Here is a 23748-nt window from a genome sequence, read left to right as displayed (position 1 = left end):
CTTTTGTTTATTAATCAAAAAACACACTAACTTTATTCTAACATGAAAAATAAAAATCTTATATAGAAATTTTGCCCTTCTGAATAGCATAATGCATTGCAGCAATAGTCATAGCATCAGTTACAATTTCTCTATTTATCAGTTCAAGTATTTCTTTAATAGAATATTTTTCTACCAGCAAAATCTCATCTTCATCTAGATTGATATTGCTAAATGTTAAATCCTTTGCAAAATATATATCTGTTTTTTCGTTTAGAAAACCAGGACTTATCATAATAGAACCAATTTTTTCCATATGTTTTGCAATGTAGCCTGTTTCTTCTTCCAGTTCTCTATAAGCGCAATCCAAAGGATCTTCATCTAACTCCAAAGTTCCAGAAGGAACTTCTAATATTGCTTCTTCAACCGCTTTTCGATATTGTCTCACCATAAGTAGTGAGACTTTATCATTATCAAGAGCAACTATAGCTACAGAACCATTGTGATTTATTATCTCTCGTGTGGTAATGATACCGTTAGTTAATTTAACAGTATCAACTTTCATTTTGATAACTTCACCATCATAAATCAATTTACTAGATATGGTTTTCTCATCCAAAATCTACCCCAATCTAATTTGATGAATCATTCATACCAAAAAATTTCATAATATTGCGATAACTATGAAAAGATTTGCTTCGGCGCAAAAATTTAACTTTTTTATCACTCAATTTAACTAAAACTTTATCGTTTTTTGTAAGTTTATTCGTAACAATACCATCAGCACTAATTGCTGCAGAACCATTTGAAATGACTTTAAGTTCAACTAAACTATTTGATGGTAAAACCAAACCGCTACCAAAACCCAAATGAGCTGCAACAGGTTGTAATAATATATCAGAAGAGGTTGGATACAATATTGGACCGCCGGCTGATAATGAATACCCTGTGCTGCCTGTCGCTGTAGAAACAATAACGGAATCAGACCTATATTCAGTTAGCCATTGACCGTCTACTTTAACTTCAATTCGGGCCATCTTTGCAACAGATCCACTCCCTACCACTATTTCATTTAGTGCAAGAAAGGTAAAATTAGATGAAGTGTCTTCAGAGAAATGAACTATTGCAGCCTCTACCATACTTCGTTCTTCAATATGGGTATGGTCTATAAATTCGTCGTTAATATTTAAAAGTGCCTCTTCGACATTAAGTTCAGTCATGAAACCCAAGGTCCCCATATTAACACCTAAAATAGATGTTTCTGAGTTATATACCTTATGCGCAGCTGCTAATATTGTTCCATCTCCACCTACAACTATCAAAACATTTACATCAGAATTTGCAGGTAGATTTTCCAAATCACAAACGAAACCTATAGACTTTGACTGAAATTTTTCACTCAAATCTCTTGCTACCTCTTTAGTACCTTGTATTAAATTATTGTAAACAACACCAATATTTTTCATATTAACTCCAAATAAATAGTAACATTAAACTCATTTGATTACTATTTATATGTAAATCAGATATTAAATGAATGACCTTTTCAGATGTTAAGTTTTTTATATTTTGGTATATTAAGTAAGTGTTTATATAAATTAACTTATCTTTAGGTGGCAAAATGGCTGGAGATGAAATAGAAATTAATATATTTTGCTCTAAAAACGAATGTAGGGCAAAAATAGAAACAATTTCGGTAAAAAAAGAAAACATGATGTTAACATCGTCGGAAACTATATTTTGTCCATCGTGCAATCAAGATGTCACAGAATATCGAGAGATTACTGGAAGAAATGAATCGAGAGAAGAAGAACTTGACACACTTCCTGCAAGCGACTACATGAATTTATAAAACCCCTAAAATCATAAATCTAGATAATAGAAACATGGAAAAATCCTCAAATCATTCAATGATAATTGTAAACAAAATTTCTGAAACATTTAGTTGTAATAATTGTGCTACACGCTTAAGATTTGGTGACACAGAATGTCCTCACTGCGGAAAGGATATGTGGCATTTACTTGAATTGTGGGCTGAAGACTTATTACAGCGTTTAAACTGTATCGAGAGTTAAAATGCTGCCCGACCTGGATTCGAACCAGGGATTTCAGCTCCAAAGGCTGACGTGCTACCGCTACACTATCGGGCAATGAACAGAGTATCTACCATACTATAAAACCATGTAGATATTCAACAATTCATAGAAAAGAGGCAATAATGGAATATGGAATTGGACTAGATACTAGCTTAGGAATTAGTTATGACCAAGACCTAGAAATGAGTAAATATGCTTCACAATATGGGTATACTAGCATTTGGACACCGGAACATCGAGTATATGATAGTTTTGTTTTATGCTTGGAAAGATGGAATGCCACAAGAGAGCATACAGATGCTGGTTTAAGTACAGGAATCGGCGTTTCACCAGTAAACTTACGAAGTCCATTTGCCTTGGCAATGACCGCCTCTACTATTTCCAAAAGAACACATGGACAATTTATTCTTGGAATTGGTTCAGGCGGAGTTTACAGAGAAGCTACAAGAAATTCTTTAGGATTGAGTAAAGTTTCTGTCTTGAGTTTAATGACAGATTATCTTTCTATAATTAAACCATTAGTACACAATCAAACAGTTAACTATACTGGTGATACTGTAAGCCTACACAACGCAAATTTAGGTACTGGAAATGAATATCCTACACCAATATATCTTGCCGCCTTAGGACCTAAAATGCTCGGTGTTGGGGCAAAATTAGCCGATGGCATTGCATTAAATTGGTGTTCTACAGAACAGATTGCCTGGAGCAGAGAGATAATTAAAACAGAAGCAGAAAAAAATAACAGAAATCCTGATGAGATAAAAGTTGTCCAGTATATACGTATGTGTATTGATAATGATGTAGATCTTGCAAGAAAAGCTTTTATTCAATCTATGTTAGGGTATGCTCTTGGAAGTCCAAATGCAAGCCCTTCAGAAAAAAGAATGGGATACAGAGGACATTTTGAACGTATGGGTTTTGCTGAAGAATTGAATAAATTAGATACAATGCGATCAGAAGGAGCAAGTCAAGATAAACTTATAGATAGTTTCCCTGATGAATTGGCTCTCAAAGTTGGATATTTCGGGGCACCAGATGGAGCAAAAGACCATTTTATAAAACTATCTGAAGGATTAGATACTGCTATAGTAAGAGTAGTTGCAGCAAGACCAATAATCGATTCGACAAAACTTGTCATTGATACATGCAAACCCTAATCTAAGGACAATAAAATTTCAGCTGTTTCTAAACCAGATTTTATAGCGTCATTAACTGAAGCACCATATAAATAATCACCGCAAAAATACACACCATTCTCTCCTTGTGGTATGTTTCTCATTCTATTAAATTCTGACGGAGTATGCTTGGGTAGTGCATTTGGAATTTCATATAACTTTATAAAATCAAAATCAATTTTAGGAAACCAAGATCGTAGTTCTAATTTTATAGAATCAACAATTTCATCGTGCGTAATGTCAGGTATAATTTTATTTACGTTTACCGATATCAGATTTTGGGAAGAGTACAAATGATTCACATTGGTCAAACAACATATGGTATCTATAAAACCCTCTCCAGCATTAGTGATAATCATCGGTTCTTTTATTAATTGACTAGATGTAACGAAATACAAACAAGTAGTGCCGCAATAGAGTGGAGATTCAAATGATTGAGTAAGATTTGAAGCAGTGGTAGCGTCTGTTGCGATTACAATTGATTTAGAAGATGTTGAAGAACCGTCTGCGAATGTAACCACATGATTGTCTATAGCTATCACTTCTGCATTAAAACAAAATTGATCTTTTGGCAATTGGTTATATATGCTTTTTGGGAAATCCACAATACCATTTTCTGGTAAACATATATTGTCTGAAGACATTGCTTTATATACCGTTTCAAAAGTACTTTTTACCGTAGATAAATCTTTATCTAATAAAACTGAACCAAAAAAAGGAACAAAGAAATTATTAATCATTTCTTCACTAAAACCATTTTTTTTCAAATAATTATATGTAGAAATATTGTTCTTTAAATTACCCGATGTTTTTAACAACAAACTTATACGAAGTTTTAATATTTTTAATTTATCTAGTAATGAACCAATAGGTGTAAAAATGGATTTAAAACCTTCAATAATATTTCTAAATGGATCTACCACCTTATAAAAACGATTATTCAGGCGAATTAGTGCCCCAGGTAGAAAAGAATGTAAAGAAAGTTGATCAACATCAAATACACCTTCATATAAAGGATATCCTTTGATAAAAACTTGAAACCCTCTATCAAGTTTGTGTTCACCTACAAGATCCGTGGACATGCGCCCACCAACTTGAGTTTGTGATTCATAAAGAACAAATTTTTTATTATTGTCATTCAAAATTTTGGCACAGGATAAACCTGAAACACCTGAACCTATGATGATAATATCGTGATCAAACATAGTATTATATTAACGATATTTACTTATATGTAATAATTTTAATTTTCTGATTTTTCTTGTTCTGTTGTAGTCGGTGTGGGTTCAACAACAGGAGCAGGATCAGAAGTCGAAGTTTGTTCAGCAACAGGTTTGGAATCATCTTTTTTACCACCGAATGGCAAAGAAAAACGCGATTTCTTTGGGCTGCTAGCAGCTAGTAAATCAAGAGTTTCTGCTTCAACTTCTGGAGTCTTTTTATAAGCCAAAAATATCATCACTCCGGCCAAAACTATTCCAAGAAGTACGACTAAATTACTCATGACATAAATATTAAAACTAGCTACAAGAACAGCAACTCTACCTAAACCTTCTGTTCCTTCAGCTGGAGAGACAATAGAGATACCTTTCCCTATTTCTTCTCCGGAATCACTAATTTGACTGGTTTCAGTAGAAGTAGCTTCAAATGACACTCCTGAACCAAATATTAAACTACCGAAAAACATTATATTCCCAATTAATAACGCTCCAGCAAAAATAGAAATTCCTAATCTCCATCCTTCCGATATTGCTGAACGTTTCCGTTCTTCAACAACTTGCTCTTCTCTAACAACCTCTTGATTTAGTTGTTCTTGAAGTCTTTGCTCGGCAGCTTTTGATTGCTCAGAAGCCAATTTTACTCGTTCCTCACTAATAGCCCGAAGGTCTTCAAGTTGTTGTTTTAACCGATTAATTTCAACATCTTTTCTAGCTGAGGTTGCGCTTTGGACCCTCCAAGCTGCTGCAGCTAAAGCACCCACAACACCAATAGCACCTGGAACAAACATGAAACCTAATAAATTTCCAGCGTCCATATTTACCTTCCTATGATTTTTTATATTTAAATACTCTTTTAATAAATTTAAAACAATTGTTCAATTAAAATACCATTTTGTAATGAAACAAGCTAGATGGGAAATATGAATTTAAAATCATGATGTGTAATATTACACGCCATCTACAAAAACAAGATCAGAATCCGCATACATATTTCTAATTTTTTTCCAGGGAGCATATTCAGCTCCTTCATAAAAATTCATAGCATCTTTTCTTGTAGGAAATTCAATTATTACCATTCTTGTTGGTGCCCAATCCCCTTCATTTAAAGTAAGTTCTCCACCTCGAACCAAATATTTACCCCCATGTTTTGCAGCAATTTTTGGAACTTCGACCAGGTATTCTTTGTATTTATCAGGCTCGCGCACACGAACATCCCCCACTAAATAAGTTGCCATGATTTACCTCTTCCTCTTTATTTAATTACTAATAAATTGATACAATAATATTGTAAATAAAATTATTATCAATTTCTAATATTAAAACAACAATATAATGGTATAGACATGATGGAAAGTATTACAGTTACTGCAGTAACTGGTCTAACAGTAGTTACCCTAGCATGGATAATTAGTATTTATCTTAAAGATTCATCTATTGTTGATATTGTATGGGGACTAGGTTTTATAGTTATAGCAATAACAAATTCACTTTACTTTGAAATTAATTCTATTCGTCAATTATTAATTCTTATAGTCGTAACTATATGGGGAGCAAGACTCTCAGGATATTTAGCTATAAGAAATGCTAACAAACCTGAGGATTGGAGATATCAAAAATTTAGACAAAATGCTGGGGATATATATTGGCTTACAAGCTACTTTAAAGTATTTCTCTTACAAGGCGGCATAATGTGTATCATTTCTTTACCTATGATAGTTATATTTAGTGATAACAATCCTTCTTCATTAACTATAATTGATTTTATTGGAGTTTCTATTTTCTTCACAGGGCTGCTAACTGAAGGTATAGCTGATGCTCAGATGTATATTTTTAAGAAAAACCACTCATCATCAACTAATAAAGAAACTGTTTTGGATACCGGATTATGGAAATATTCTAGACATCCTAACTATCTTGGAGAAATAGTATTGTGGTTTGGCATTGGAATTATTGGACTCTCTTCTGAATATGGATATCTAAGTTTGATTAGCCCTCTATTACTAACATTCATCATGATAAAAATTTCAGGGGTATCTATGTTAGAATCTGAACTCATCAATACTAAACCTAAATACAACAAATATATATCCAAAACCCCAAGTTTATTTCCTAATTTACTCAAAAGAAATAAATAGTCAATAAATATTAGAATTTGGCATATTTATATAATAGCTATATAATAACCTAAAACTTACGATCTAAATTGGATAATCTATGTACAAGATAGAGCCGTTTCAATTCTCATTTGAAAATTGCAGGATATGTGGACATCCTCCACGAGGTAAACGTTTTTGTTACTGGTGTGGAGCTTCATTAGACATCGATGATAAAGAACCTTACGACAAACGATCCCTTGAAGAACAACATGGTGGACTAAGTTGTAGTGTTGTCCATGGACGTGGCAAACACAAGCAAAGTCATGAAGAATGGATCAACGAAGGCAGAGACTGGGAAATTCCTACACTCTGTCTCAATTGCGATAATGTTATAAGATTCCCTCTCACTTTAAAGAGATACTGTAGTAGTTGTGGTATTAATTTATCTCACTCTTCATCATCGTATTCTGAGGATATTAAATCCAACCAAAAAGGTAATATACATACCTTGCCAGTAAGATATTAATTTATAGCTCTAGCAACCAATATACCAATTAAACCAGCTAGTAGCCCAAAAAATATATTCCCTGTGATATTCATAAATCCTATTAAATATTGCCCACGAATAAATAGTTGATCAGTAGCAACGGCTATTGTTGAAAAAGTTGTAAATGATGCTAAGAATCCAACTATAAAAAATGTTTGAAAAAACTTAGATTCAACATTTAACTCTAATGTTGTTATACAAAAACCAGCAACCAAGGCTCCTAAAATATTAACAACAAAAATTGATACTTGGTTGTTATATCCCCATGATTCTATATATGTCGCTAATAGATAACGAGAGATTGCCCCTAAAGCTCCACCTAAACCTACTTGAAATAAAACTATCACATGGTCGTCCTTTTTATATATTTTCACTATTGTACTACAAAGAACATTATCATAAATTAGGTCGATATTGCTTAGTGATCGAAAATCTTATAGACTTTATCGAGGATAGGAAATGAGAACATGGCAAGCGCAATTAAAATTGAAAATCTTACTAAATATTATGGTAAATTCAAAGCTTTATCTTCATTAAATCTTGAAGTCAATACAAATACAATATATGCATTTATTGGACCAAATGGAGCCGGCAAAACGACAACAATTCGTACACTGCTTGGCATGCTCAACCCCACTGAAGGCACAGTAAGCGTATTGGGGCAGCAACCCACACAAAAAAATATTGGAATGTTTAACAAAATAGGATATCTACCTGGTGAATTATCAATGTATGATAAATTAACTGGGAATGAATTACTAAAATTTTTTGGTAACTTAAAAAAGATAACTGATTGGAACTATGTCAATGAACTAGTCGAAAGATTAAATTGTGAGCCGACAAAAAAAATAAAAACTTTATCTAAGGGCAATAAGCAAAAATTTGGATTAGTTCTAGCTTTTATGCATAAACCTGAATTATTAATTCTCGATGAACCAACGAGTGGTTTAGATCCATTTTTGCAGCAAACTACAATTGAGTTGGTCCAAGAATCAAAAAATAACGGAGCAACTGTTTTCCTTTCATCTCATATTTTTTCAGAAATTGATAAAGTTGCTGAAACTGTAGGATTTATAAAAGAGGGTGAATTAATTGTTGAAGAAGAACTAGAAGTATTAAAATCAAATGCTATTAAAACCATTGAAATTGAATTTAAGAGCGCTCCTCCAACTACCCTCTTTGATACTATGGGAAATGTACAAAAAATTGACTCAGAAAATAGCTCAATAAAATTAAATGTTACTGGATCACTTGATTCAGTAATCAAAGAAATAAGTAAATACGAAGTTCTTAACATAATTAGTGAAGAACCCTCATTAGAAGATCTATTTATGAACTACTACGAGAGAAAATAAAAATGTTATCTAGAATATTAACTAAAGTAATATATGATCAAAAGCGTTCCTTAATTTACTGGAACCTCGGTACTGTACTTTTGGTTTTCCTTGTCATGACAATGTATCCTGCAGTGCAAGAAGCGGGTGAAGGTTTTAATGACCTAATGGATGCGCTTCCTGAAGAAATGAAAGCTCTTTTCTATGGTGGTTCCTCTGACGTTGGTATTTCCACCCCAGCTGGATGGTTAAATATCGAAGTATATGGATTAATGCTTCCATTCATACTAATTATTTATGGAATTATAAATGCAGTTAATTCAATTGCTGGTGAAGAAAGTAATGGAACTTTAGAATTACTAGTAACAACACCAATTTCTCGAGTACAAATAGCTATTGAGAAATTCATTGCAATCCTTTTAGGAATGATTGTGATTTCATCACTCTATACACTTACCGTTATTTTATTTAAAAATTCATTTGAGATGAATAGTCTACAATCATCTGTAATTATCAGTGCAGGATTTGAAGTTTTCACGTTAGCTATCGGATATACAGCAATTAGTTTTGCTATAGGTGCAATTACTGGGAATAAAGGCCTGACTTTAGGCTTAAGTTTTCTTATAACAATAGTCTCGTATCTATGGAACGGATTTCATAAATTTTTACCTGAAGTATTAGAATCAACTAATAATCTATCTTTATTTAAATACTATTCTTCTATTGACACTAGTAATACAAGTATTGATATAACAGAACTCCTAGTTGTTAGCGGGCTATCATTAATTGTTGTATCTCTATCAATAGCAATATTTAAAAACCGCGACCTTACTACCTAAAACAATATTGGAATATAACTATGCAAGATAACCCAAAATCTATTTTTGTCGATATAAATGAAAACCTTACCTATTGCGCATATGAGTGGGAAGGCGATGGCCCTCCTATCTTATTCTGTCATGCAACAGGATTCCACGGCAGAATTTGGGATAATGTTATTAGAAAACTAAATAACAAACACGTTATATCTTTAGATCTTAGAGGGCATGGCTATAGTACAAAATCCCCACCCCCCTACCCTTGGGAATCTTTTGCACCTGATATTATTTCATTAATCGAAAAAATGAACCTAAAAAATGTTATTGGGGTTGGACACTCAATGGGTGGGTATATTATCACAAGGGTAGCAGGATTAATCCCAGATCGTTTTGGCGGATTAGTTTTGTGCGACCCAAGCTTATTTAATCGACAAAGATATGAAGAAACCTCGAAAAGACCCAAAATGCCTGGAACTCATCCTTCGGCAAAAAGAAGAAATAGCTGGGATTCACCTCAACAAATGGTTGACCGTTTAAGAACACATTTTAATTTTGCAAATTGGGAAGAAGAAGCATTACAAGATTATTGTACCCATGGACTTGTAAAAGATGAAGGAGAAGAAACCTATCATCTAACTTGTCCTCCTCCAATAGAAGCTAGCATGTATGGTGCTTATATTAGTCCTTCGGTATTGGATAATATTGCAAAGATTGAATGCCCAGTAAAAATATTACGTTCTAGAAAACAAGGGACTACACCTAATCCTACAGGAGAACCTTTTCGTGACTCTGTGACATGGCCAGAAATTTGGAAGGAATTTCCAAATGCAGAGGATTTTCAATATAACCATTGCAGTCATTTTCTTCCTCAAGAAGACTCACAAATAGTAGCAGATCAAATTAATTCACTTTCAGACTCAATTATTGAACAAATTTAAGCATATTTAGGCATTACTTCATTAATGAATAATTCGATACTTTGTTCTGCTTCTTTATTAGAAATAGACCCCCATTGAAATGAGCACACAAAATAGTTCGCGCCGCTTTGTATATATTCGTCCATATATTCCATCATTGATGCAGGGGAACCAGCCATCGCAACTCCGCCTAACCGTCCAGGATTTTGAACTTTTTTTCCGTCATCAAATTTTTCAAGTTCTGCGGAAATATCCTTCCTCAGTTCGCGATCAGGTGCATTTTTCGGCCTTTCTCCTACGAAACCAAATTGATTAGGATTACTTGATTTAAACTGATCGAGATTGCGTTTTTCTGCTTCCATTCTTCTTGGTGCTTCTAAATTCCAACGATATTGTTCCCATGCAGGTTGTGCTATTTTTATTGCCTCTTCATCAGTTTCCGCTAAAGTCATATGAACAACCAATCCTATTTTGGGATCTTCTCCTTGTAAAGTTTTAGTTCCTTTACCTTGATATTCTTCCCATTTCTCTTTATACTTTTCAGCTTCTTTATGAATACTGTCTAAGGAGCCTACAACCATAGTATTCATTCCTTCCATCGCTGCAGTTTCAGCATTTCTCATGTACCATAATGGAGGATAAGGTTTTTGTAATGAATGCATTCGCATAGGTAACTCTTCAAACTCATAAAAATCACCCTGAAAATTAAGATATTCGTTCGATAAACCGCGTCTCATAATTTCTAAAGTTTCAAGATATCTTTGATAATTACTTTCAGAATCAGCTTCCTGCCCCCAGAAAAATGCTTCCATAACTCCACCACGACCAACGCCTATTTCCATTCTTCCTTTTGAAAGCGTATCTAACATACTAATTTCTTCAATGAGTCTTAGTGGATGATGAAGAGGTAGTACATACACACATGGTGCAAGCTTAATATTGCTAGTCAGTTGAGATGCTGCAGATAAAAAAACATTTTGTGATGGAGCTAAACTATGAACTGCAGGAGTATGATGTTCAGCCAAGTGATAACAATAAAAACCAGCTTTATCCAATTTTTGTATTTGTTCTAGTCTTGATTCATATACATCTTGTAAAGAAGCATCTTCAACTGGTTCTATATGATCAAAAACACCGAATTGCAATCCCATATAAACTCCTTATAAAACTTTGAATAATAATTGATGTTGACGTAGCACATTTTCAGCAAAATCATTTTCTACATCCCTAAGAACTGAATGTGTATGATTTGCATCATTTTGACGATTATCATATTCAATAAATAAATTACCACAATGGATTCTATAATAATGTTGCTGGCCCAGTTTATTACCGCCAGCCCATACAAAATACATATCATCTAATCCTTTTGACTGAATGTTTTCCATTTTATCTTGGTATATATCCTGTGGAAAAACTGAATGATATTCGTCAATTAAAGATAGTAGTATTTCTTGTTGAACACCAGTCATTTCTTTTCCAGATATACCTTCTTCTTTCATTAACACAGCTTTAGTGGAATTATAAGTTAAAATATCGAAAGGGGGATCATCTGCAATTTTAGCAATTGCTTGTTGATCAATATCCAAACTATTAAATAATTCTAATCCTAAGTCTTCTCTCTTATTAAGAATTCTCAATCCTTTTGAATCTCCTTCTTTAACCTCTGCAGGATTTGCTCCAAGGAAAAAAGGAGTTGCAGATATTACCGTGTCTCCCCATATGCTAAAGTGAAATGAAATGTGATGCCCTTCTACTCGCCATCCCCAAGGTTCATCATTCGCTGAAGGGTTGCCAAAAATTGTAAAATAATACAATTCACAATCTCTCACAAAAGAAATAATCCCTTTTGATTTTTCTATCGGGCCTAATATTGCTTCATGATCAATTATTTGTTGCATATATTTGTATGCATTTGAAGAAAGAGAAGCTTCAGCAAGTGACATCGCTGCTTTTCGTTGATCATCTGTCATATCCCTCAAAGCCAAACCATGCCTATTCATAGGTGGATAATACCAAAACTGCCTTTCTCCATCCATGTATTCAAAAGTAGATTTATTTTTTTGATCTGCGGATAAGGTAGATAAATAAGCTAAAGCAGTCTCTCTCATAGCTTTCGTAGTATTAATATGCTTATGTTCATCTATCATTTGTTTATATGTATTTGCCATAAACTCCCCCCTACTTTTAACAAGTATTCATTATAGTATACAAAAATTTTCTTGTTTAAAAATTCAATAAACGATATCTGCAAAGTTTTTTTCTATTAAACTGATAAATACACGAATTAACGTATTAACTCTTAAAACTTTATTAGCTAGAATGATCAGGTTTACTATACAAATTTGAACCTCTATGATTAACAATAATTCAAATAATTCAAAACCTTGGGCAGTTTTCAAACACCGTGACTACACCTTTCTATGGTCTGGTTTAGCATTTCAATCTATCACTATGGTCCTACGATTACTTATTAGCGGACAATGGATATATGATCAGACAGGTTCAATTGCCAAAGTAGGAGCATTGGGTGCCATTCAATTAATTCAACTTCCATTAGCGTTATACGGTGGAACCCTTGCTGACAGAGTAAATAGAAAAAAGCTTATGATTATGACACAAAGTGTAGTGTTTATTTCACTGGCCATTTTAGCTTCTCTAGCTTATTCAGAAAAATTAGAAGTCTGGCATATATGGTCGGTTACGTTTGCTTGCACTATTGTACAAATGCTTGGAAATGCTGCTAGACCAGCAATGTTACCAAGAGTAATACCTAGAGAATTATTACCTCACGGCGTCACCGTTCAAGTTTCAACAAGACAAATCGCTATGGTAATTGCTCCATTGTTATTCGGAATAGTTTATGAAACATATGGAGCTTCTGGCGCTTTTCTCATTGCATCAACAACAGCCTTTTTTAGTATTTTATCACCTGCATTAATTAGAGCATCTGGCGAGCCTAATATGGAAGAAAATCGCAAAGGTACTATTTCTTCTCTTGTCGAAGGATTAGGATTTGTAAAGCGACATAGATTATTACCAGGCCTGTACCTTTTAGATATAGGAGTTGTGATTTTTTCATTTTACAGGGAATTATTTCCAGTATTTGCAGATAAGCTATATGGTTTGGGAGCACAAGGAACTGCTATGCTAGCATCAGCAGATTCTATTGGAGGAATAATAGGAACATTTATAGTATTCTATATGAACAAATGGCCACGAAAAGGATTTATAGTTCTTATAGGTACATTAATGTATGCTATTCTCCTTATCCTTTTTGGAATCAACCCTATATTCATAGTAGGTTTAATTATTATTGCCCTATTGGGATTATTAGACTCAATTAGTATGGTTATGAGACAAACACTCGTTCAACTGACTACTCCTGATCAACTATTAGGTCGAGCTAGTAGTGTACATTCTTTTGCAGCAATGGGAGCAAACCACTTAGGTACAGTGCAAGTTACTTTAGTATCTTCGATAATTGGAGCAAGTTACACTATGGTTATGGGAGGATTTATATCTATTTTTGTTGTTGCAGGTATATGGTACTTTATTCCTAATATTGCAAAGTATAAATATGATCCTGAAAATCCTTTAGAAAAATAAATATTTATGATCGGAAGTAAAACATGATTTCTCTAGGAACACCACATAGTAAGTCTTCAACAAAATTAATGTTACTAGGTTCTGGAGAACTTGGTAAAGAAGTAGCTATTGAGGCTCAAAGGTTCGGAATTGAAGTTATAGCTGTAGATCGTTATGCAAATGCGCCAGCAATGCAAGTCGCTCACAAGAGTCATATTCTATCAATGACTGACCCAAATGCACTTGAATCAATTATTAAAAAAGAAAATCCAAATTTTGTAGTACCAGAAGTTGAAGCGATCGCCACCGATGTTTTATTAAGACTCGAATCAGAAGGTTATAATATTATTCCAACAGCAAAAGCTACTTTTCTAACAATGAATCGTGAAGGAATTAGAGATCTAGCATCCAAAGAACTAGGAATACCTACAAGCAAATACTACTTTGCATCCTCTCCAGAAGAACTTAAAAAAGCTACAAATAAATTAGGATTTCCTTGTGTAATTAAACCTATTATGAGCTCATCAGGTAAAGGCCAAAAAATCTTATATTCTGAAGAAGAAATTCTCGAATCCTGGGATTATGCTATTAGTAATTCTCGTGGGAAATCACAAAAAATAATTGTTGAAGAATTTTTAGATTTTGATTATGAAATAACTTTATTAACTGTGCGACATAGTAAAGGAACATCCTTTTGTCCACCTATAGGCCATGTACAAATAGATGGAGATTATAGAGAATCATGGCAACCTCATCCAATGTCTAAAAAAGCTTTGAATCAAGCACAAGATATTGCTAAAAGTATTACTGAAGCTCTGGGAGGTAAAGGGTTATTTGGTGTAGAATTTTTTATCAAAAATGACTCAGTGATATTTAGTGAGTTATCACCAAGACCACACGATACGGGATTGGTGACTCTTATATCACAAGACCTATCTGAATTTGCTTTACATGTAAGAGCGATATTGGGATTTCCAATTCATAAAATACATCAAATTGGCCCTTCTGCTTCTTGTGCAATTCTATCAGAAGGAAAATCTCAAAATATTCAATACAAAGGAATTGAAGATGCTTTATCTTTGCCTAATACTAGTTTAAGACTTTTTGGCAAACCAAATATAGATGGTCATAGAAGGCTTGGAGTCGGATTAGCAATTGGAGAAAATATCGAAGATGCAAGAGAAAAAGCACGACTAGTCGTATCTAAAATAAATATCATAATGTAAATTTTGTAATATTAAATTTAGTGGTGTAAAATTCATATATCTAAATGAGGGTAAATATGAGTAAAACTAGTAATAAAGAATCCAATAATACTGGAGCAAATAAGATATTAGCAAATTCTCCCTACCACAGCCAAAAAAGGCTCTCAATGGTGGCTGAAAATTACCTTCTTTCTATTTATTATCTACAAGAAAATAATGAAAATAAAATTTCATTGACTGAGCTTGCTGAATATCTAAAAAATGCCCCTGTATCAGAAAACCTTGGATCTTCCTTGCCATCAGTAAGTGCCATGATAAAGCGTCTAATTAAAGAAGGATTACTTACCCCAAATCCAAAAGACTTAGAATTATCAAGTGCGGGAAAACAATCTGCTGAATTTATCGTACGAAGACATAGGTTAGCAGAAAGATTGGTTGTGGATATTTTAGGATTAGATTTAGAACATGCCTACGAGGAAGCTCATTTATTAGAACATGCAATTTCACCAAAAGTCGAAAAACGATTAATAGAATTACTTGACCATCCCACTACCGGAGCATTTGGACAAAAAATACCTGGTAGTAATAAACATAAACCAACACTAACCTTACGCCTTCTAAATACACAGGTTGATAATGAATATAGTATTATATCAATCCCCCCTGAGGATAATGATCTTCTGGTATATCTAGTTCGTAATGGTTTAGTTCCTGGTGCAAAAATTACAATTGTTGATATCTCCAAAACTCGAGGAGTTACAACAATTCGTTCTAACGATCAAGATATTACTTTCAGTAACACCGTTGCCCACAACATTTTTGTCAGCTCGATAATAAACTAACTTTTTACCTTTTTAGTGTTGACATATTCATTTATTAGTATATACTAATTTTCAGCTTTGTTAGTAAATTAGTACGTACTAATATTTTTTACTAGCCCTTACTAAATACACTTTAAAGGGGAAAAATGGAAATTTTTAAAAGTATATCTCGATTAGGCCTTCTTATAGGGTTACTTGCAGTAGTTGCATGTACTGCCGAGGCAGAAGAAGTAATAGTTGAGGTTGAAAAAGAAGTTATTAAGGAAGTTGAAGTTATTAAAGAGGTCGAAAAGGATCCTGGAAACCTTGTTATATATTCAGGTAGAAAAGAATCTTTAGTTGGACCAATAATTGAGCAGTTTGAAGATTCCACAGGTATTAACGTAGAAGTTAAATACGGATCATCTGCACCAATGGCAGCACTACTAATGGAAGAAGGAGATAAAACTCCTGCTGATATTTTCTATGCTCAAGATCCTGGTGCTATAGGCTCAGTAGAAAATATGCTTCAACCGTTACACGATCATATCTTAATGAAAGAAGTCACTGACGATGATGGTAAAAAAACCATGGTTGATGTTGTTCCTACATGGGCAAAATCACCTCAAGGGCTTTGGACAGGTATCACTGGTCGTGCAAGAGTCGTTGTATATAATACAGCAACTGTTAACGAATCAGATCTACCAGCTACTATGCAAGGATTCTGTGATTCTAAATGGAACGGAAGAATAGGTTGGGCTCCAAGTAATTCTTCATTCCAGACTATGATTACAGCCATGCGTGCCGAATGGGGTGACGCTGAAACCAAAAAATGGATTGAATGTATCCGAGACAATGGTGCAAAAGTATATCCAAAAAACACACCTCAAGTTGAAGCTGCTGATAAAGGTGAAATCGATGTAGGGTTTGTTAACCACTACTACCTCTACAAATTCACTCTAGATAAAGCTGCAGGTGATGCATTCAAAGCTAGAAACTATCATCCAACAGGTGGAGGGCCAGGTTCTATGGTCATGGTTTCAGCTGCTGGAATACTTAAATCAGCTGCAAATACTGAAAATGCAGAAAAGTTCATTGAGTTTATGACTTCTAAAGTTGCTCAAAGCTACTTCGCAAATTCAACTAGAGAATATCCTTTAGTTAGTGGCGTAAAGAAACATCCAATGATCACACCTTTTGATGATATAAATAAACCAGCGATATCACTTGCTTCATTAAGTGATATTGAGGGCAGTGCTCAAATGCTAAAAGATGCAGGAGTGTTAGAATAATTATCGTAAGGAAAATAAAAAAAATCAGGGGTATGAATTCAATTCATGCCTCTGATAATAATTTAATAATGTGCAATGTTGAGCCTGTTGAGAAAAATTTTATCCGTTCAAGCAAAATAGATAAGCAAAAGTGATTTGCACCCACATGATTCCCGACACATTATAACTAGAAAACACCAATTCAATATATGTTTAAATCATCTCAATCAATATTGCAAATTATTGCCACAATGGTACTGCTATTAGTAGCAGTACCGTTGTGCTATGTCGCAATAAATTTATTATCAAACCCAAATGATTTTTACGAATATTTACTTGAAACTAAAACTCTACGTCTTGCTTGGAATACAATATTACTCGCTGTTACAGTAACTTTAGCTTCTATATGCATCTCAGTTCCATTAGCAATTCTCACAATTCGATCAAACTTACCTTTGAAAAATATATTTAGAGTTTTATTATGCCTACCATTAGTGTTCCCAAGTTACATATATGGATTTTTGTTTATTATCCTTTTTGGTCCAAAGGGAGTTTTATATGACACTTTACAAATAATTGGTATCGAAAAAATACCTGATTTATATGGATATTGGGGAGCCTTTCTATGTTTAACATTACTTAGCTATCCATATATATTTATTAGTGTCACTTCATCATTAACAAAATTAGATTATAGCTACGAAGAAGCTTCATACAGCTTAGGTAAATCTTTTTGGGATACATATATACGAGTCATAATTCCTATACTAAAACCATCAATAATAGTAGGAGCTATATTAGTAACTCTCTATGTAGTAAGTGATTTCGGGGCAGTATCTCTATTACAATATAAATCCTTTAGTTATGTTATTTATAATCAATATCAAACTATACAAAGAGCAGCAGCAGCAAGTACTTCCACTATACTAATATTGATTGGACTATTAACAATTTGGTTTTATAAACCTGAATCTGCAAACTCCAATCTATATAGATCTACAGCTTCAGTATCAAAAAACACAAAACTGATTGACCTCGGTAAATTCAAATGGGTTATAGTATTACTAATCAGCCTTCTAATCTTTATAAGTGTAATATTACCAATATCGGTATTAATTAATTGGGGTTACAGTTTTACTATCAACTATGATGATTTTTTCAAAATTGAAGTAATAACAAACTCTATATATGCTTCATTTATAGGTACTTTCGCTACAGTATTACTTGCAGTACCTATAGCTTTATTAATTGCAAAGCATAAAAATACCTTTAGTAAAACAATAGAAAAAATATCCTATATTGGGTTTGTTTTGCCAGGTATTGTAGTAGCATTAGCTGTTGTTTATTTCGGAATAAATTTTGCTATGCCCATATATCAAACCATGATTTTATTAGCAATAGGATACATTATATTATTTATTCCAGTTGCGATTGGAATTATAAAACCTGTAGTTTCTCAGATTAACCCTAAACTAGAAGAATCGGCTAAAAGTTTAGGAGCATCAAATTTCAAAATATGGCAAAAAATTAATTTCCCTTCTATGGCTCCAGGAATCACAGGTGCTTTTATTTTAGTATTTATTCTTATAATGAAAGAATTACCAGCTACACTTATTCTGGCTCCACTTAGCTTCAATACACTAGCTACTTCTATATGGACACATGCAACAGAAGCTGGATTTGGTATGGCTGCTGTATATTCTGGTATACTATTGTTATTTACTGGATTACCAATGTTTATAATGTTTGATAAAGGTATCCAAGAATAACTAAATAAAAGATATGCTAAATCAAATAAACAATAAAAACTTTCCAGTAATTAGATGTATTGGAATAGGCAAAACGTATTCAAAAACAACAGACGCTGTAAAAAATGTAACTCTTACTGTTAATCATGGTGAGATTTTAGTTTTACTAGGTCCTAGTGGGTGTGGAAAAACCACCTTATTACGATTGATAGCTGGTTTTGAAGAACCATCAAACGGTACTTTATCGGTTGGTGGGCAATTAGTTTCAATGCCAGGTAAATTTGTAAAACCTGAAAATAGAAAAGTGGGAATGGTTTTTCAAGATTATGCTTTATTTCCTCACTTGAATGTTGAAAAAAATATTGAATTTGGGTTAGACAAATCAAACAAATCCACTGAACGAGTTGAAAAGATAATTAGTTTAGTTGGTCTTGAAAACTTATTAAAAAGAATGCCAAATGAGCTTTCTGGTGGAGAACAACAAAGAACTGCTCTTGCCCGTGCATTAGTCCCCAATCCTACTGTTATGCTATTTGATGAACCTTTATCTAATCTGGATGCTGCTTTACGAATTAAGATTAGAGAAGAAATAAAAGAAATTGTTAAACAAGCTGAAGCAACAACTATTTTTGTCACTCATGACAAAGAAGAAGCCATGTTTCTTGGCGATAGAATTGCAATCATGAATAATGGCAAAATTGAACAAATTGATACACCTGAATATATATATAATCAGCCTTTAACAAAATTTGTTGCAGAGTTTATGGATCCTGCTTCATTTATTGATGTGACTATCACTGATCCTCAAACATTACATACTGAAATCGGAGAAATTAAAGTCAAAGAAGCAATAATTACTGATAAGCAAAATTTACAAATCCTAATACGAGGAAATAATATTGATCTATCACAAGAAAAAGGATCTTGTATCGTTGAGTCCATAGAATTTAAGGGATCTCATTATTCCTACATAATTAAATTACCTTCAGGGAAGGTTATAGAATATATTTCACAAGAGAATATTCTTGAAGTTTCTAATAATGTTTCGCTCAGTATTAAAAAAAATATTCCAATACATATCTATCAAGATGAAAAATATTTGATGTCGACAAAGATAGAAGGTAAATAATTAAAAATACTTGATAAAATATGTTAATATGTCAAAGTGAATTTAGATTCCATTCGTTACTAGAGGATTATGAATGAAATTTAATAATACAAATAAAGAAACTAAGGTAACAAGAAAAAAAATCTTGATTGCAACAGATGCATGGTACCCTCAAACAAATGGGGAAGTTACTACCTTGGCTGAGCTAGCCAAACAACTTGAAAAATTAGGCCATGAAATATTAATGGTAACCCCTCAGGATTTTATAAGAATCCCTTGCCCAACCTATTCAGAAATTTCTTTAGCACTCAATGCATGGTTTAAATTCAAAAAAATAGTAAAAAAATTCAATCCAAACTATATTTATATTGCAACTGAAGGTCCAATTGGGCATGCTGCTAGAAAATATTGTAAAAACAACAATGTTCCATTTGTTAGTAATTACGGAACCAAACTTCCTGAGTATATTAATATGAGATTTGGTATTCCCAAAACATGGATTTATGCATATTTGAAGAATTTTCACAAAGCGGCCACTCATACACTAGTTGGGACACAGTCGTTGAAACAAGAACTTTCCAATAAAGGATTTACGAATCTAAAACTTTGGACAAGAGGAGTAGACACAGAATTATTCAATCCAAATACACCTAAGTTATCTACCCATTATAAAAATCCGATGTGGCTTTATGTTGGAAGGATTGCTAAAGAAAAAAATATAGAAGCATTTCTGAATTTAGAAATAGAAGGTAGTAAAGTACTAGTTGGTGACGGTCCTCAATTAAAAAAATTGAAAAAAAACTATCCGAACGCAATATTTGTTGGAAAGTTAAAAGGAAAAGAATTAGCTAAATATTACGCCTCAGCAACAGCCTTAGTTTTCCCAAGCAAAACTGATACGTTTGGGTTAGTGACATTAGAATCTTTAGCCTCAGGGACCCCTGTAGTCGGATATCCTGTAACTGGGCCTAAAGATATTATAGAAAACCAAGAAGTTGGGGTTCTCGATAATGACTTAAAAAAAGCAACCAATAGGGTCATGGATATAGATAGAGATAAATGTCGGGAATATGCTCTAGAATACACTTGGGATAAAAGTGCAAAATCTTTTTATAAAATGTTAGTTTAATACGATGAGCTTGATTGATTTCCACATAAGGAATATGCAAGATTCTGATGCTAAGAATATATTAGAGATATATCAACAAGGAATTGATTCTGATAATGCATCTTTTCTAGAAAAAGCCCCCAGCTGGGAACAGTTTAATAATTCACACATTAAAAAACCACGCTTGACTGCAACAGATCAAAACATAATAGTAGGTTGGGCAGCTTTATCAACAATAGAAACTACTGGGCAATTTGGTGGAGTATGTGAAGTCAGTATATACATAGCAGAAAATTATAGAAATAATGGTGTTGGTAGTACTTTATTAAAGAATTTAATTGAATTATCTGAAAAGCAAAACATATGGACTTTAGAAGCAAATATTTTTCCTGAAAATATTGCAAGTATTAAATTGCACAAAAAATTTGGATTTAGAATTGTTGGCACTCGAGAAAAAGTTTCCATTATGAAACGAGGAGTCTACAAGGGTAAATGGAGAGATGTAACTTTAATGGAAAGAAGAAGTTCAGTCGCAGGGATTTAGTTATTCTCCTTTAAATATTGGGGAACGCTTTTCCTTGAAGGCATCAACAGCCTCTACACTATCTTTTGTCTTTCGTAACAAAGCAGTTGCTTCTACTTCTAGCTTCACGATCCTATTCATATCAGGGTCTTCGTTATTCAACATTTTTTTAATACTTTGCACTGCTAACGGAGGATTAGATAAAATATCTTGAGCCATATTGTTTGCTTCAGCCATCAAGTTGTCAGAGGGTACCACCTTATTGACTAAACCAACTCGAAACGCCCATTCAGAATCATAAACATTCCCCGTTAAAGACATTTCTGAGGCAATTCCTGGGCCTACGAGTTTTGGTAATAAATAAGAAGCACCTGTATCTAAAACAATTGATCTTTTGACAAAAATACTTGAAAACCGAGCATCAGAGGAAGCAATGCGCATATCAGATGAAATTGCTATAGTTAAACCAGCGCCTGCTGCAATCCCATTTATAGCCGCAATGACAGGCTGCGGTGTTTCTCGTATGTGAATTCCTAATTCTACCAATGGTCTTGTTGGAACAGGTCTATCTGATTTCCCCCATTCTGAAACATCTGCGCCACTACAAAATCCTCGCCCTGATCCTGTTAAAATTATGACCCATACATTTTTGTTCGCACCTAATTCATCTAGTGCTTGATGTAGTTCTGATGTCAAATTAGCACTTAAAGCGTTCAGTACGCTGGGACGATTTAGGGTAATAGTTGCAATATGTTTATCAATTTGTATTTGTAAATTGTTGTAGTCCATTTTATCCTCCAACCAATAATGCTATAATAATACACAAATATTTGACCAGAGGAAATCAATTAAGGAGACTGATGAAAGTTTATTGGAAAATTCATCCTAAAGGATTAAATTTGATCTTACAAACCGATGAAATGGAAGAAATAAATCTTGGTGGAGTGCGCTCAATGCCTTCAGGAATTCAAGCAATCGCAGTAACTAGAGGATATGACCCAGGACGAGCAATCAAAGGACTAACTTCTATAGAGGCTGGACAAGAATTTGTTGCTCAATTCGAACCTTGGAGAGAATTTACAAATGTCCCTCTTTCTATAGAGCCAGACATTGTTGAATAACAACAAAGAATAATGGTTAATGTGCAAACTAACATAGATGCCCTCTTACAAGTACTTTTGGAATATAGTTTAGCACTCGATAATAAAAACAAACCTTTAACAACCAATCAAATTACTAAAATTTTACGTAATGAATTCTCGGTATTAATTCAGGATTTTGACACTCTTCAATTTCCAAATTTAATTAAAAACATCCGAAAAAATAGAAATCATTTAGATAACCAAATTAATTGGGATGACAAAGAGACACTAATTCAAAATGGGATAAAAGACCAATGGATAAATGCGTTACATCACCAATCTGAATGGGTTTTACAAACCTTTAGCCACTCATTTAATGTTCCAGCACTCGTATCAAACAAAAGTTGTTTATATTTCAATAAAACAACTTACGAAGAAGCTCTCTCATGGCAATATATTTTAGACAATGGAGGGATTGAAATAGATAAACCAGTCGATGTATTCGTTTTGGGAAGTAAATTTTATTTACGAAAATTATTTGCAAAATTATATGAAAAAAAACCAGTCCTTAAAGATATAGAACAACACTTAGAATTAAAACCTTGGGAATCAAATAGCAAAGAACAAATCTATATTGAACAATTACAAAAAGGTAAAACTGAAGCATTAATACAATATGACGATTTTTTTAAAAACAAACTTGGGACAAAATTTTCGATAGTATATAGATTAGGTTCATTAATTACTAATAAAGAATACCTTTTACCTAGTGAGCAAATGAATATCTTAAATCGTCAAAATAACAATCGATTTAAGTTAGTATTACCAACTGCTTCAAATACAATAAATCATGAAATAGAGTTTTAATGCCGAAGGTGAGATTCGAACTCACACGTCCTTTAGGGACAATGGTGTTTGAGACCACCGCGTCTACCGTTCCGCCACTTCGGCCCAAGAAAAATACGCTTGAATTAGCATTATACTTTTTTTCTATAAAAAATGTTAACCCCCTTCCTTGACCTAGACCACAGACTTAGTTATATTAATTGAATCGCCGAGGTAGCTCAGGGGTAGAGCAGTGGACTGAAAATCCTCGTGTCGGTGGTTCAAATCCGCCCCTCGGCATAATT

The 23748-nt window shown here is 33.4% G+C and carries 27 protein-coding genes and 3 tRNA genes; 19 read left to right on the top strand and 11 right to left on the bottom strand.

Features of this window, described 5'->3' with window-relative positions:
• Positions 1–58: 58 nt before the first annotated feature.
• Together FI695_05195 and FI695_05190 are read right to left on the bottom strand one after the other, a co-directional pair.
• Positions 59–598, bottom strand: coding sequence for an NUDIX hydrolase (locus tag FI695_05195; protein MQG51355.1), 540 nt, complete (start codon positions 596–598; stop codon positions 59–61).
• A gap of 13 nt (positions 599–611) precedes the next feature.
• The gene (locus FI695_05190) at positions 612–1445 is read right to left on the bottom strand and encodes an NAD(+)/NADH kinase (GenBank protein MQG51354.1); all 834 of its coding nucleotides are present in this window, start codon (positions 1443–1445) and stop codon (positions 612–614) included.
• Between the two features lie 155 nt (positions 1446–1600).
• On the opposite strand from FI695_05190, the gene FI695_05185 reads away from it, so the two are divergent.
• On the top strand, positions 1601–1831 hold the full coding sequence (locus tag FI695_05185; protein ID MQG51353.1) for a hypothetical protein: 231 nt from the start codon (positions 1601–1603) through the stop codon (positions 1829–1831).
• Between the two features lie 34 nt (positions 1832–1865).
• Positions 1866–2054 (top strand): hypothetical protein, encoded by a 189-nt coding sequence (locus FI695_05180; protein ID MQG51352.1) that lies wholly within the window; start codon positions 1866–1868, stop codon positions 2052–2054.
• A 4-nt stretch (positions 2055–2058) separates the two neighbouring features.
• On the opposite strand, the gene FI695_05175 is transcribed toward FI695_05180, so the two are convergent.
• Positions 2059–2129: transfer RNA gene (locus tag FI695_05175), tRNA-Gln, on the bottom strand.
• 68 nt (positions 2130–2197) lie between these two features.
• On the opposite strand from FI695_05175, the gene FI695_05170 reads away from it, so the two are divergent.
• Positions 2198–3235: an LLM class flavin-dependent oxidoreductase gene (locus tag FI695_05170; protein ID MQG51351.1), complete on the top strand. Its 1038-nt coding sequence runs from the start codon at positions 2198–2200 to the stop codon at positions 3233–3235.
• Here FI695_05170 and FI695_05165 read toward each other — a convergent pair.
• The 3 genes from FI695_05165 to FI695_05155 all read right to left on the bottom strand — a co-directional run bounded on the left by FI695_05165 (position 3232) and on the right by FI695_05155 (position 5708).
• Positions 3232–4458, bottom strand: coding sequence for an FAD-dependent oxidoreductase (locus tag FI695_05165; protein ID MQG51350.1), 1227 nt, complete (start codon positions 4456–4458; stop codon positions 3232–3234). The two genes, FI695_05170 and FI695_05165, sit on opposite strands and share 4 nt — an antisense overlap.
• 38 nt (positions 4459–4496) lie before the next feature.
• Positions 4497–5288 carry a hypothetical protein gene (locus tag FI695_05160; protein MQG51349.1) on the bottom strand — a complete coding sequence of 264 codons (792 nt, stop codon included), beginning with the start codon at positions 5286–5288 and terminating at the stop codon, positions 4497–4499.
• Positions 5289–5420: 132 nt separating this feature from the next.
• A complete protein-coding gene (locus FI695_05155) occupies positions 5421–5708 on the bottom strand; it encodes a DUF1330 domain-containing protein (GenBank protein ID MQG51348.1) in 288 nt (95 codons plus the stop codon).
• 108 nt (positions 5709–5816) lie between these two features.
• Between FI695_05155 and FI695_05150 the strand changes: the two genes are divergently transcribed.
• Both FI695_05150 and FI695_05145 read left to right on the top strand, forming a co-directional pair.
• Complete coding sequence (locus tag FI695_05150; protein ID MQG51347.1) at positions 5817–6608, top strand: DUF1295 domain-containing protein; 792 nt, start codon at positions 5817–5819, stop codon at positions 6606–6608.
• 79 nt (positions 6609–6687) lie between these two features.
• Positions 6688–7095 (top strand): hypothetical protein, encoded by a 408-nt coding sequence (locus FI695_05145; GenBank protein ID MQG51346.1) that lies wholly within the window; start codon positions 6688–6690, stop codon positions 7093–7095.
• Here FI695_05145 and FI695_05140 read toward each other — a convergent pair.
• Positions 7092–7529: a CrcB family protein gene (locus tag FI695_05140; GenBank protein ID MQG51345.1), complete on the bottom strand. Its 438-nt coding sequence runs from the start codon at positions 7527–7529 to the stop codon at positions 7092–7094. The two genes, FI695_05145 and FI695_05140, sit on opposite strands and share 4 nt — an antisense overlap.
• A gap of 54 nt (positions 7530–7583) precedes the next feature.
• On the opposite strand from FI695_05140, the gene FI695_05135 reads away from it, so the two are divergent.
• The 3 genes from FI695_05135 to FI695_05125 are packed head-to-tail and all read left to right on the top strand — an operon-like array spanning position 7584 to position 10206.
• Positions 7584–8471, top strand: coding sequence for an ABC transporter ATP-binding protein (locus FI695_05135; GenBank protein ID MQG51344.1), 888 nt, complete (start codon positions 7584–7586; stop codon positions 8469–8471).
• A gap of 2 nt (positions 8472–8473) precedes the next feature.
• Entirely contained in the window at positions 8474–9289 is an 816-nt protein-coding gene (locus FI695_05130) for a hypothetical protein (GenBank protein ID MQG51343.1), read from the top strand.
• A gap of 20 nt (positions 9290–9309) precedes the next feature.
• Positions 9310–10206, top strand: coding sequence for an alpha/beta hydrolase (locus FI695_05125; protein MQG51342.1), 897 nt, complete (start codon positions 9310–9312; stop codon positions 10204–10206).
• On the opposite strand, the gene FI695_05120 is transcribed toward FI695_05125, so the two are convergent.
• Positions 10203–11336, bottom strand: coding sequence for an LLM class flavin-dependent oxidoreductase (locus FI695_05120; protein MQG51341.1), 1134 nt, complete (start codon positions 11334–11336; stop codon positions 10203–10205). The genes FI695_05125 and FI695_05120 overlap by 4 nt on opposite strands.
• Positions 11337–11345: 9 nt before the next feature.
• Positions 11346–12335 (bottom strand): DUF3500 domain-containing protein, encoded by a 990-nt coding sequence (locus FI695_05115; protein MQG51340.1) that lies wholly within the window; start codon positions 12333–12335, stop codon positions 11346–11348.
• Positions 12336–12540: 205 nt separating this feature from the next.
• Here FI695_05115 and FI695_05110 point away from each other — a divergent pair, with 205 nt between their 5' ends.
• The 8 genes from FI695_05110 (at position 12541) to FI695_05075 (ending at position 21557) form a co-directional block, all read left to right on the top strand.
• Complete coding sequence (locus FI695_05110) at positions 12541–13794, top strand: MFS transporter (protein MQG51339.1); 1254 nt, start codon at positions 12541–12543, stop codon at positions 13792–13794.
• A gap of 23 nt (positions 13795–13817) precedes the next feature.
• On the top strand, positions 13818–14999 hold the full coding sequence (gene purT, locus FI695_05105) for a formate-dependent phosphoribosylglycinamide formyltransferase (GenBank protein MQG51338.1): 1182 nt from the start codon (positions 13818–13820) through the stop codon (positions 14997–14999).
• 44 nt (positions 15000–15043) lie between these two features.
• Positions 15044–15820, top strand: a complete 777-nt coding sequence (locus FI695_05100) for a metal-dependent transcriptional regulator (GenBank protein ID MQG51337.1) — start codon at positions 15044–15046, stop codon at positions 15818–15820.
• A gap of 125 nt (positions 15821–15945) precedes the next feature.
• A complete protein-coding gene (locus FI695_05095; GenBank protein MQG51336.1) occupies positions 15946–17070 on the top strand; it encodes an extracellular solute-binding protein in 1125 nt (374 codons plus the stop codon).
• A 188-nt stretch (positions 17071–17258) separates the two neighbouring features.
• Complete coding sequence (locus FI695_05090; GenBank protein MQG51335.1) at positions 17259–18818, top strand: iron ABC transporter permease; 1560 nt, start codon at positions 17259–17261, stop codon at positions 18816–18818.
• A 13-nt stretch (positions 18819–18831) separates the two neighbouring features.
• Positions 18832–19926, top strand: coding sequence for an ABC transporter ATP-binding protein (locus FI695_05085; GenBank protein MQG51334.1), 1095 nt, complete (start codon positions 18832–18834; stop codon positions 19924–19926).
• 73 nt (positions 19927–19999) lie between these two features.
• Entirely contained in the window at positions 20000–21034 is a 1035-nt protein-coding gene (locus tag FI695_05080) for a glycosyltransferase family 1 protein (GenBank protein ID MQG51333.1), read from the top strand.
• A 10-nt stretch (positions 21035–21044) separates the two neighbouring features.
• On the top strand, positions 21045–21557 hold the full coding sequence (locus tag FI695_05075) for an N-acetyltransferase family protein (protein ID MQG51332.1): 513 nt from the start codon (positions 21045–21047) through the stop codon (positions 21555–21557).
• On the opposite strand, the gene FI695_05070 is transcribed toward FI695_05075, so the two are convergent.
• Positions 21558–22325, bottom strand: a complete 768-nt coding sequence (locus FI695_05070; protein ID MQG51331.1) for an enoyl-CoA hydratase/isomerase family protein — start codon at positions 22323–22325, stop codon at positions 21558–21560.
• A gap of 71 nt (positions 22326–22396) precedes the next feature.
• Here FI695_05070 and FI695_05065 point away from each other — a divergent pair, with 71 nt between their 5' ends.
• The gene (locus FI695_05065) at positions 22397–22657 is read left to right on the top strand and encodes a hypothetical protein (protein MQG51330.1); all 261 of its coding nucleotides are present in this window, start codon (positions 22397–22399) and stop codon (positions 22655–22657) included.
• Positions 22658–22678: 21 nt separating this feature from the next.
• Positions 22679–23485, top strand: a complete 807-nt coding sequence (locus FI695_05060; protein ID MQG51329.1) for a hypothetical protein — start codon at positions 22679–22681, stop codon at positions 23483–23485.
• Here FI695_05060 and FI695_05055 read toward each other — a convergent pair.
• A tRNA-Leu gene (locus FI695_05055) sits at positions 23486–23569 on the bottom strand.
• 102 nt (positions 23570–23671) lie between these two features.
• Between FI695_05055 and FI695_05050 the strand changes: the two genes are divergently transcribed.
• Positions 23672–23743: transfer RNA gene (locus tag FI695_05050), tRNA-Phe, on the top strand.
• The last annotated feature ends 5 nt before the right edge of the window (positions 23744–23748 follow it).

The organism is SAR202 cluster bacterium, from assembly GCA_009392515.1.
Classification (GTDB): domain Bacteria; phylum Chloroflexota; class Dehalococcoidia; order Lucifugimonadales; family UBA6952; genus UBA6952.
Note: the sequence above shows the minus strand (reverse complement) of the source record. Positions and strands in the feature narration are given on the sequence as shown.

Bases quoted from the DNA above. Each gene is read 5' to 3' on its own strand.
- FI695_05070 (MQG51331.1), bottom strand. From the start codon at position 22,325: ATGGACTACAACAATTTACAAATACAAATTGATAAACATATTGCAACT.
- FI695_05165 (MQG51350.1), bottom strand. From the start codon at position 4,458: ATGTTTGATCACGATATTATCATCATAGGTTCAGGTGTTTCAGGTTTA.
- FI695_05090 (MQG51335.1), top strand. From the start codon at position 17,259: ATGTTTAAATCATCTCAATCAATATTGCAAATTATTGCCACAATGGTA.
- purT (MQG51338.1), top strand. From the start codon at position 13,818: ATGATTTCTCTAGGAACACCACATAGTAAGTCTTCAACAAAATTAATG.
- FI695_05080 (MQG51333.1), top strand. From the start codon at position 20,000: ATGAAATTTAATAATACAAATAAAGAAACTAAGGTAACAAGAAAAAAA.
- FI695_05135 (MQG51344.1), top strand. From the start codon at position 7,584: ATGGCAAGCGCAATTAAAATTGAAAATCTTACTAAATATTATGGTAAA.
- FI695_05065 (MQG51330.1), top strand. From the start codon at position 22,397: ATGAAAGTTTATTGGAAAATTCATCCTAAAGGATTAAATTTGATCTTA.
- FI695_05180 (MQG51352.1), top strand. From the start codon at position 1,866: ATGGAAAAATCCTCAAATCATTCAATGATAATTGTAAACAAAATTTCT.
- FI695_05145 (MQG51346.1), top strand. From the start codon at position 6,688: ATGTACAAGATAGAGCCGTTTCAATTCTCATTTGAAAATTGCAGGATA.
- FI695_05115 (MQG51340.1), bottom strand. From the start codon at position 12,335: ATGATAGATGAACATAAGCATATTAATACTACGAAAGCTATGAGAGAG.
- FI695_05110 (MQG51339.1), top strand. From the start codon at position 12,541: ATGATTAACAATAATTCAAATAATTCAAAACCTTGGGCAGTTTTCAAA.
- FI695_05095 (MQG51336.1), top strand. From the start codon at position 15,946: ATGGAAATTTTTAAAAGTATATCTCGATTAGGCCTTCTTATAGGGTTA.
- FI695_05130 (MQG51343.1), top strand. From the start codon at position 8,474: ATGTTATCTAGAATATTAACTAAAGTAATATATGATCAAAAGCGTTCC.
- FI695_05155 (MQG51348.1), bottom strand. From the start codon at position 5,708: ATGGCAACTTATTTAGTGGGGGATGTTCGTGTGCGCGAGCCTGATAAA.
- FI695_05100 (MQG51337.1), top strand. From the start codon at position 15,044: ATGAGGGTAAATATGAGTAAAACTAGTAATAAAGAATCCAATAATACT.
- FI695_05120 (MQG51341.1), bottom strand. From the start codon at position 11,336: ATGGGATTGCAATTCGGTGTTTTTGATCATATAGAACCAGTTGAAGAT.
- FI695_05190 (MQG51354.1), bottom strand. From the start codon at position 1,445: ATGAAAAATATTGGTGTTGTTTACAATAATTTAATACAAGGTACTAAA.
- FI695_05125 (MQG51342.1), top strand. From the start codon at position 9,310: ATGCAAGATAACCCAAAATCTATTTTTGTCGATATAAATGAAAACCTT.
- FI695_05150 (MQG51347.1), top strand. From the start codon at position 5,817: ATGATGGAAAGTATTACAGTTACTGCAGTAACTGGTCTAACAGTAGTT.
- FI695_05085 (MQG51334.1), top strand. From the start codon at position 18,832: ATGCTAAATCAAATAAACAATAAAAACTTTCCAGTAATTAGATGTATT.
- FI695_05170 (MQG51351.1), top strand. From the start codon at position 2,198: ATGGAATATGGAATTGGACTAGATACTAGCTTAGGAATTAGTTATGAC.
- FI695_05160 (MQG51349.1), bottom strand. From the start codon at position 5,288: ATGGACGCTGGAAATTTATTAGGTTTCATGTTTGTTCCAGGTGCTATT.
- FI695_05185 (MQG51353.1), top strand. From the start codon at position 1,601: ATGGCTGGAGATGAAATAGAAATTAATATATTTTGCTCTAAAAACGAA.